This is a genomic window from Streptomyces sp. NPDC059142, assembly GCF_042755665.1.
Lineage (GTDB): Bacteria > Actinomycetota > Actinomycetes > Streptomycetales > Streptomycetaceae > Streptomyces.
Genome location: NZ_JBHZDA010000013.1, coordinates 63,349 through 70,594 on the forward strand (window position 1 = coordinate 63,349; position 7,246 = coordinate 70,594).

7 protein-coding genes are annotated in these 7,246 nt (G+C 74.5%); 2 read left to right on the forward strand and 5 right to left on the reverse strand.

Features of this window, described 5'->3' with window-relative positions:
- From ACFXPK_RS07570 to ACFXPK_RS07585, 4 genes are all read right to left on the reverse strand, one after another.
- Positions 1 to 1,189, reverse strand: a 1,189-nt coding sequence (locus tag ACFXPK_RS07570; protein WP_385072737.1) for a methyltransferase domain-containing protein, incomplete at its 3' end; no start/stop codon positions are given.
- The gene (locus ACFXPK_RS07575) at positions 1,186 to 1,344 is read right to left on the reverse strand and encodes a hypothetical protein (RefSeq protein WP_385072739.1); all 159 of its coding nucleotides are present in this window, start codon (positions 1,342 to 1,344) and stop codon (positions 1,186 to 1,188) included. The genes ACFXPK_RS07575 and ACFXPK_RS07570, both read right to left, overlap by 4 nt.
- 177 nt (positions 1,345 to 1,521) lie before the next feature.
- Positions 1,522 to 2,184 carry an SAM-dependent methyltransferase gene (locus ACFXPK_RS07580; RefSeq protein ID WP_384999829.1) on the reverse strand — a complete coding sequence of 221 codons (663 nt, stop codon included), beginning with the start codon at positions 2,182 to 2,184 and terminating at the stop codon, positions 1,522 to 1,524.
- A 128-nt stretch (positions 2,185 to 2,312) separates the two neighbouring features.
- Positions 2,313 to 3,422 (reverse strand): NAD(P)/FAD-dependent oxidoreductase, encoded by a 1,110-nt coding sequence (locus ACFXPK_RS07585; protein ID WP_384999832.1) that lies wholly within the window; start codon positions 3,420 to 3,422, stop codon positions 2,313 to 2,315.
- Positions 3,423 to 3,626: 204 nt separating this feature from the next.
- Here ACFXPK_RS07585 and ACFXPK_RS07590 point away from each other — a divergent pair, with 204 nt between their 5' ends.
- Positions 3,627 to 4,841: a cytochrome P450 gene (locus ACFXPK_RS07590; RefSeq protein ID WP_384999836.1), complete on the forward strand. Its 1,215-nt coding sequence runs from the start codon at positions 3,627 to 3,629 to the stop codon at positions 4,839 to 4,841.
- 107 nt (positions 4,842 to 4,948) lie between these two features.
- On the opposite strand, the gene ACFXPK_RS07595 is transcribed toward ACFXPK_RS07590, so the two are convergent.
- Positions 4,949 to 5,593: a TetR/AcrR family transcriptional regulator C-terminal domain-containing protein gene (locus ACFXPK_RS07595; RefSeq protein ID WP_384999839.1), complete on the reverse strand. Its 645-nt coding sequence runs from the start codon at positions 5,591 to 5,593 to the stop codon at positions 4,949 to 4,951.
- 57 nt (positions 5,594 to 5,650) lie between these two features.
- Here ACFXPK_RS07595 and ACFXPK_RS07600 point away from each other — a divergent pair, with 57 nt between their 5' ends.
- Complete coding sequence (locus ACFXPK_RS07600; protein WP_385072744.1) at positions 5,651 to 7,177, forward strand: FAD-dependent monooxygenase; 1,527 nt, start codon at positions 5,651 to 5,653, stop codon at positions 7,175 to 7,177.
- The last annotated feature ends 69 nt before the right edge of the window (positions 7,178 to 7,246 follow it).

Below are 7,246 nucleotides of genomic sequence, written 5' to 3' on the forward strand. Positions count from 1 at the left end.
CTGCCCTCACCGCCCCCCCCCCCCCCGGCCGCGGGGCGCGCCCCCCCGCTCCCCGCCCCGCGCCCGCCCCCCCCACCCCTCCCGCCCCGCGCCCCCCCCCCCCCGACGGGGGCACGGCGCCGAAGGGGGTTTCGGTGGAGAGGCCGGTGTCGCCACCGGGACCGGTGTCGCAGCCGAGGGTGACGGCCGCCCATGAGCGGCTGCGGAGGTCGAGGAACCAGGCCCGCGCGGTGCCGTCGGCGGAGCGGTTGACGACATGGGCGCAGTCCGGCACGCAGAGTCCCACGACGAAGGCGGAGGTCGCGTACCGGCCGCCCGGCTCGGGGAGGGTGACGGTGGTACGGGACTCCTCCGCGTCGCCGGGGAACTCCTGGACGTGGTGTCTGAACCGGCTCCAGTCGAGGCGCTGGTCGCGGAGCTTCATGAACTCGACCATGCGCAGGAACGGGCCGCTCGCACGCCCGTCGGGTCCGACGGTGAGCCGGACGAGGGCGTCCTGGTTGCTGTAGTGGGTGCCCCAGGGGGCGAGGACGATCCCGCCGGGGCGGGTCTGTGCCGTCCAGTGCGGGGAGACGGCCCGTGCGCCCGCGGTGACGATCACCCGGTCGTACGGTGCCCGGCCGGGGTGCCCGGCCCGGCCGTCGCCCTCGGCCACCTCGACCGCCCCGGGGCCGGGTCCGGTCCGGTGCAGCGCGTCGGTGGCGCGGGCGGCGACGGCGGGGTCGATCTCGACGCTGACGACCCTGCCCGCGCCCAGGCGGTGAGCGAGGAGCCCCGCGTTCCAGCCGGTGCCGGTGCCGATCTCCAGCACCCGCATCCCGTCGGCCACCGCCAGGTCACCGAGCATGGCGGCCACGACGGACGGCATGGTCGCCGAACTGGTCCCGACGCGCCCCGGTTCGACGCCCGTGTGCCGCCCGTCGTCCCACTGGACGACCAGCGGCACATCGTCGTACGCGGCCCGCTCCCAGCCACCGGCGTCCGTACTCCGGCAGAGGGGGCGGCTGCGGCCGGTCTCCATGTCGTACGCCCAGAAGAGGTCCGGCAGGAACCGGGCGCGGGGCACGGCCCGGAACGCCTCGGCCCAGTCGGACGTCAGCACTCCCGTCTCGCGGAGGTACCGCACCAGTGTGTGGTGGGCGCGGCTCTCCTGGCCGGGGCGGCTCGCCCGGCCGGTGCCGAGGGTCACTTGCGGTGTTTCCCGTCGCCCGGTGGTGGTCCGCCGTCCGGGGAGGGCGGCGGGAGCGGCTCGTACGGCTGCCCGGGGAGGCTGTCCTCGTTCGTGTCGTCCCCGTCGTCGCCGTCCCGGTGCCTGCCCCCGCGGCTGTGCTGCGGTCCCGGCATCCCCCGCCACTCCCCTCACACACCGTCGGAAGAGACATTCAGCAGCGACACGCAGCGGAGGCATGTCGCCGCCGTGTCGCTGCCGTGTCGCTCCTGAATTGAAGCAGGGCCGGGCCTCCCGGAGGGGGAGTTGGCACCTACTCGCCAGGCGCCCGCCGATGGCCGGGGGCCGGTGGTTCAGGCGGTGGATCCGCTCCGCCGGTGGAGCCTGAGGACGTTGTCCGTACGGGTGCCGGGCTCGCCGTCCGGGCCGGCCTGGACGCGTTCGTACTCCTCGCTGAGCACCACCTCCCACCGGCCTTCGGGGAGTTCGAGGGAGGCCAGGACCTCGTCGGAGGTGGGGAGGTGGACATGGGTCGGCGGGTTCTGCTCCCAGGACGGGAAGCCCGCGTGGCCGACGATCAGCAGCGTGCCGCCCGGGGCCACGGCCGCCGCGGCGGAGCGCAGGATCCGTGCGCGGGGGAAGTCGGCGGTGGGCGCGTGCAGGAACTGGGCCGAGACGAGGTCGAAGCCGCCCTCGGGGAAGGTCGCCGAGAGGTCGTGCCACTGCCAGTCGACCCGGTCGGCCACCCCCGCGTCCGCCGCGTGCCGGGCGGCGCGGCCCAGCGCGACGCGGGAGATGTCGGTGGCCGTGACGTCCCAGCCGCGCTCCGCGAGCCAGACCGCGTCGGCCCCTTCGCCGCACCCCAGGTCCAGGGCGCGGCCGGGTGTCAGACCGGTGGTCTCACGGACCAGGACGGCGTTGGGCCTGCCGCTCCAGATGCGCTCGGCGCCCTCGTAGCGGCTGTCCCAGAACTCCTCGTGGGACCGGCCCGGGGCGATGGTGTGATGGTCCTGCATAGGTGTGGCTCCTCTGGATCGTCACCGCTGGAAAGGACGGGAAGAAAGGAAGGGTGGGAAGAAGGGACGGGAAACGGGCGGGGGAAGAACGGGCGCGGGAAGAAGGGGCAGGCAGGGGGTACGGGCCGTCACGCGCTCGGTGCGAGGGCCCCGCGCTCCGCGACCGCGCGGTCCGTCTCCTCGGCGATCAGGTCGGCGTTGAGCGCCGATGCCGCGCGTACGGCCGCCGCTGCGGCCCCGATGACGGTCTCGGCCATGCCGGTGACGTTCCCGGCCACCCACACGCCCGGTACCGAGGTCGCGCCGGACGCGTCGGAGGGCACGGTGGCACCGATCACCTCTCCGGCCATCTCCTGGTCGGCCGCGTCCAGGCCGAGCCCCTGGAGGAAGTCCGCGCGCGCGGTGAAGCGCGGCCCGGCCACCAGGGCGGTGCGGGGGATGACCCGGCCGCCGGCCAGGGTCACGCCGGTGAGGTGGTCGCCGGTCACCTCCAGGGCGACCACCTCGCCCTCGACCACGGCGACACCGCGGGCCGCGAGCCGCTCGTACTCCTCGTCGGTGGGGTGCGGCCCGGTGTGCAGGAACAGGGTCACGTCATCGCTCCACTGACGCCACATCAGCGCCTGGTGGACGGCGAGCGGGCCGGTGGCGAGAACGCCGACCGGCTGGTCGCGGACCTCCCAGCCGTGGCAGTACGGGCAGTGCAGGACGTCGCGCCCCCACCGCTCGGCCAGTCCCCGAACGGAAGGCAGCTCGTCCACCAGCCCGGTGGTCACCAGCAGCCGGTCCGCCTCGACCGCGGTGCCGTCGGCGAGGACGACACGGAACCCTCCCCCGGCCGGGAGGCGTTCGGCCGTGACGACCTCGCCCGCCAGGATCTCGGCGCCGTACGACGTCGCCTCCTCCCGGCCCAGGGCCAGCAGCCGCGCCGGGTCCGTCCCCTCGCGCCCCAGGTAGTTGTGGATGTGGGACGCGGGGGCGTTGCGCGGACGGCCCGAATCGATCACCAGCACGGAGCGGCGCGCGCGGGCCAGGGTCAGGGCGCCGCTCAGTCCCGCGGCGCCTCCCCCGACGACCACGACTTCGTACCGCCGTGCCCGCGGGGCCCCTTCCTCCCGTCCCTCGCTCCGGACCTGCCCCTCGTTCCCGTCCTGTCCCTCGTTCCGTCCGTGTCGCTCGTTCCCGCCGGGCCGCGCGGTCGTGCGCCGCGGCTCGGTCGTGGTGTGTGGCTCAGTCATATGTGCACTACCTCCGTTCACCGGAGATGGTCCATCCTCGCCCGATAGTCCGGCAAACATACTTGCCGATACCGCAAAAATATGAGGACGGCGACTCATAGCCAATTAGCCCCATAGCAGGCATATCCCCGGCGGGCCGGAGGTACGTATCCCCCGTTCCGTGAACCCCCTCAGAACACCGACGCGCCCGTGCTGGAGTACGTGATGACCGAGACCGGTACGACCGGTACGACCCCGACCTGCCCGTTCGACTTCAGCGAGGGCCTGGAGTTCGATCCCTCGCTCGCGGAGCTGATGAGCCGGGGGCCCGTCACCCGGATCCGGCTGCCGTACGGAGACGACGAAGCCTGGCTCGTCACCGACTTCGACGAGGTGCGGCAGGTGACGACGGATCAGCGGCTCAGCAGAGCCGGTGTGGTGGGGCGCAACTATCCGAGGATGACCCCGGAGCCGATGGTCTTCGCCGAATCGCTCAACGTGCTGGACCCGCCCCGGTCGACCCGGCTGCGCCGGCTGGCCTCCCAGGCGTTCACGAAGAGCGAGGTGGACCGGATGCGGCCCGCCGTCGAGGCCGTCGTGGACGAGCTGCTCGACGCCATGGCCGAGCAGGGGCCGCCCGCCGATCTGGTGCGCCACCTGTCGGACGAGCTTCCGCAGCGGACCATCTGCTCACTGCTCGGGATCGCGCCCGCCGACCGGCCGGCCATGCAGCGGCACGCCCACAGCCTGCTGTCGACGTCGGCCGAGAAGGGGCAGGACGCCGCCGACGCCAAGCGGGAGCTGCGCGCGTACTTCAGCGGTCTCGTCACCGAGCGGCGACGCGCTCCGGGGGACGACCTGATCAGCGCCCTGGCCACCGCGAAGGACGGCGACGACGTCTTCGACGACCAGGACCTCGCGGTCATGTCGATGACCCTGATGCTGAGCGGCCACGACACGGCGACGTGCCAGATCAGCAACATCGCCTTCCTGCTGCTCACCCGCCCCGAGCTGATGGAGCGGGCGCGCGCCGGCGCGGAGAGCCTGTCCCGGCTGCTGGATGAGCTGCTCCGCTACATCCCGTTCCGCAAGGGCGTCGGTCTGCCGCGCATCGCGCTGGAGGACGTGGAGCTGGGCGGGGTGACGATCAAGGCGGGCGACTACGTCCAGGTCGCATATCTGACGGCCAACCGCGACCCGAAGCGGTTCCCCGAGCCGGACGTCATCGATCCGGACCGCCCGGCGACCCCGCACATGACGTTCGGGTGGGGCGGCCACCGCTGCATCGCGGCCCCGCTGGCGATGGTGGAGCTGGAGGCGACGTTCGCGGGGCTGCTGGCGCGCTTCCCCGAGCTGCGGCTGGCGGCGCGGGCCGAGGACCTGACATGGGACACGGAGACCATCCGGCGCTTCCCGCACACGCTGCCGGTGACCTGGTAGCCGACCGCCCGGCGGGCGCGGGCCCGGCCCGGCGACCCGGCGAACGGGCCACCCGGCGAACGGGCGGCCCGGCGGACGGGCGGCCCGGCGGTCGGCCGGGCGCGGGGCTATCCCCCGGCCCGCCGCCCCGCCATCAGTGAGCCCAGGATCAGCTCCAGCCCGTAGGAGAAGCGCTCGTCGAAGGTCGTCTCCGTCAGGTGCGGCACGCCCCGGCTCAGCTCGGGGTACTCCCCGCTCGCGAGCGACCGCGCGAGGCGGGCGGGGATCCCGTCCGGGGCCGCCTGCTCCTCCTGCGTCAGCCCGAGCACGTAGTAGACGAGGGTGAAACAGGCCCAGACCGCCTCGCGCTCCGGGAGCCCGCTCGCGCGCAGCGCCGCGACCATCGCCTCGGCGCTGCGCAGCGTCGCGGGCTCCGCCGCGTACGTGCCGGCCACGACGGCGGCCCCGTCGCGGTGGGCGAGCAGCGCGCGGCGGTAGCGGACGGTCAGCTCGCGCACCCGGTCCTCCGCGGCCTCCGGCAGCCCCTCCAGGGAGATTCCCGCGACGATCGCGTCCGCCATCAGCTCCAGCAGTCCGGCCTTGGTCTTCACATGCCAGAGCACGGTGTTCATGCGGACGCCCAGCCGGTCGGCGACCGCGCGCACCGAGACCGCGTCGGCGCCCTTCTCCGCGAGCAGTTCCAGTGCGGCGTCCGCCACGGCGGCGGGGTCGAGCCGGGTCCGGTGGGGATCGCCCGGTTGCTTTTTGGTCACTGACCTAGTCTACTCGTCACGAGGCTATTGGTCAGTGACCAGGAAGCGAGGGGAACCATGGGGAACCGTGCAGGGACCGAGGAAGAGGTGATCGTCGTCGGTGGCGGCCCGGTCGGGCTGTGGCTGGCGGCGGAGCTGCGGCTCGGCGGCGTGTCCGTCACCGTGCTGGAGGCGCGGAAGGTCAGGGGCCCGCACTCCAGGGCGCTCACCGTCCATCCGCGCACCATCGAGAACCTGGCCTTCCGCGGGGCCGCGGAGCCCTTCCTCGCGGAAGGGGTACGGATCCCGCGCGGTCACTTCGGCGGGCTGACGGAGCTGATGGACTTCTCGGCCCTGGAGACCCCGTTCCCGTTCACCCTGGCCATCCCCCAGACCCGTACGGAGGAGCTGCTGGAGGCGCACGCACGCGCCGCCGGGGCGCGGATCCTCCGTGGCCACCAGGTGACGGGGCTCGCCCAGGAGGCGGACGCGGGCCGGGTGACCGTGCGGGTGACGGGGCCCGACGGCCCCTACGCGCTGGAGGCGTCGTACGTCGTCGGCTGCGACGGCACCCGCAGTACGGTGCGCGACGCCGCGGGCATCGACTTCCCCGGCAGCGACGCCAACGTGTGGGGCTGGCTCGGCGACGTGGTGCTGGACGACCCGCCCGCGGAGGTGGGCCTCAGCGTGTCGGGACCCCGGGGCGGAATGCTCGCCGTACGGCTCCCCGGCGGGGTGCACCGCTTCGTCGGGGTCGCCCCGGAGGGCATCGGGACCACGCCACCGGGCGAGCCCACGCTGGAGGAGCTGCGGGCCACGGTCACGGGGATCATCGGGCGGGACTTCGGGATGCGCGACCCGGTCTGGCTCTCCCGGTTCGGCAACGCGACCCGGCAGGCCGCGCGCTACCGGGCGGGGCGGGTGCTGCTCGCGGGCGACGCCGCGCACATGCACTTCCCGGCCGGTGGGGTGGGGCTCAACGTGGGCCTCCAGGACGCCACCAACCTGGGGTGGAAGCTGGCCGCGACCGTACGGGGCACGGCGTCCGCGGGCCTGCTGGACAGCTACCACGACGAGCGGCACCCGGTCGGGGCCGAGCTGCTGGAGAGCACCCGGGCGCAGACCGCGCTGATGACGGCGTTCTCGGCCGAGGGGCAGGCGCTGCGCGCGTTCATCGGGGGGCGGATCGCGTCCGTACCGGCCTTCTCGAAGGATCTCGCCGAGCGGCTGTCCGGGCTGGCCGTGGCCTATCCGCCCGCTCCGGGCGGAGCCGCGCACCCGCTGACCGGGCGCCGCGCCCCCGATCTGGCGCTCGACCCGGACGGTACGGGCGCCGAGGGGGCGGCCGAGGAGGTCGGCCTCTTCACGCTGCTGCGCGAGGGCCGGCACGTCCTGCTCGACCTCACGGAGGGCGGACCGGGGGCCGCCGATGGGGAGGGGGCCGCCGATGGGGAGGGCGTGCCCGTCCTGCCGTCCGGCACCGTCACGTACCGCGCCCGCCTCGTCTCCGCCCACCCCGGCTGGTCCGGCGTCCGCAGGGCGCTCGTACGCCCCGACGGCCATGTGGCCTGGGCGTTCGGCGCCGCCCTGCCCGCACCTCGCTGAGCACGGGAGGACAGCGGAGGGGGGGGGGGGGGGGGCGGCGGGGGGGCCCGGCGGCGCGGGGGGGCGGGC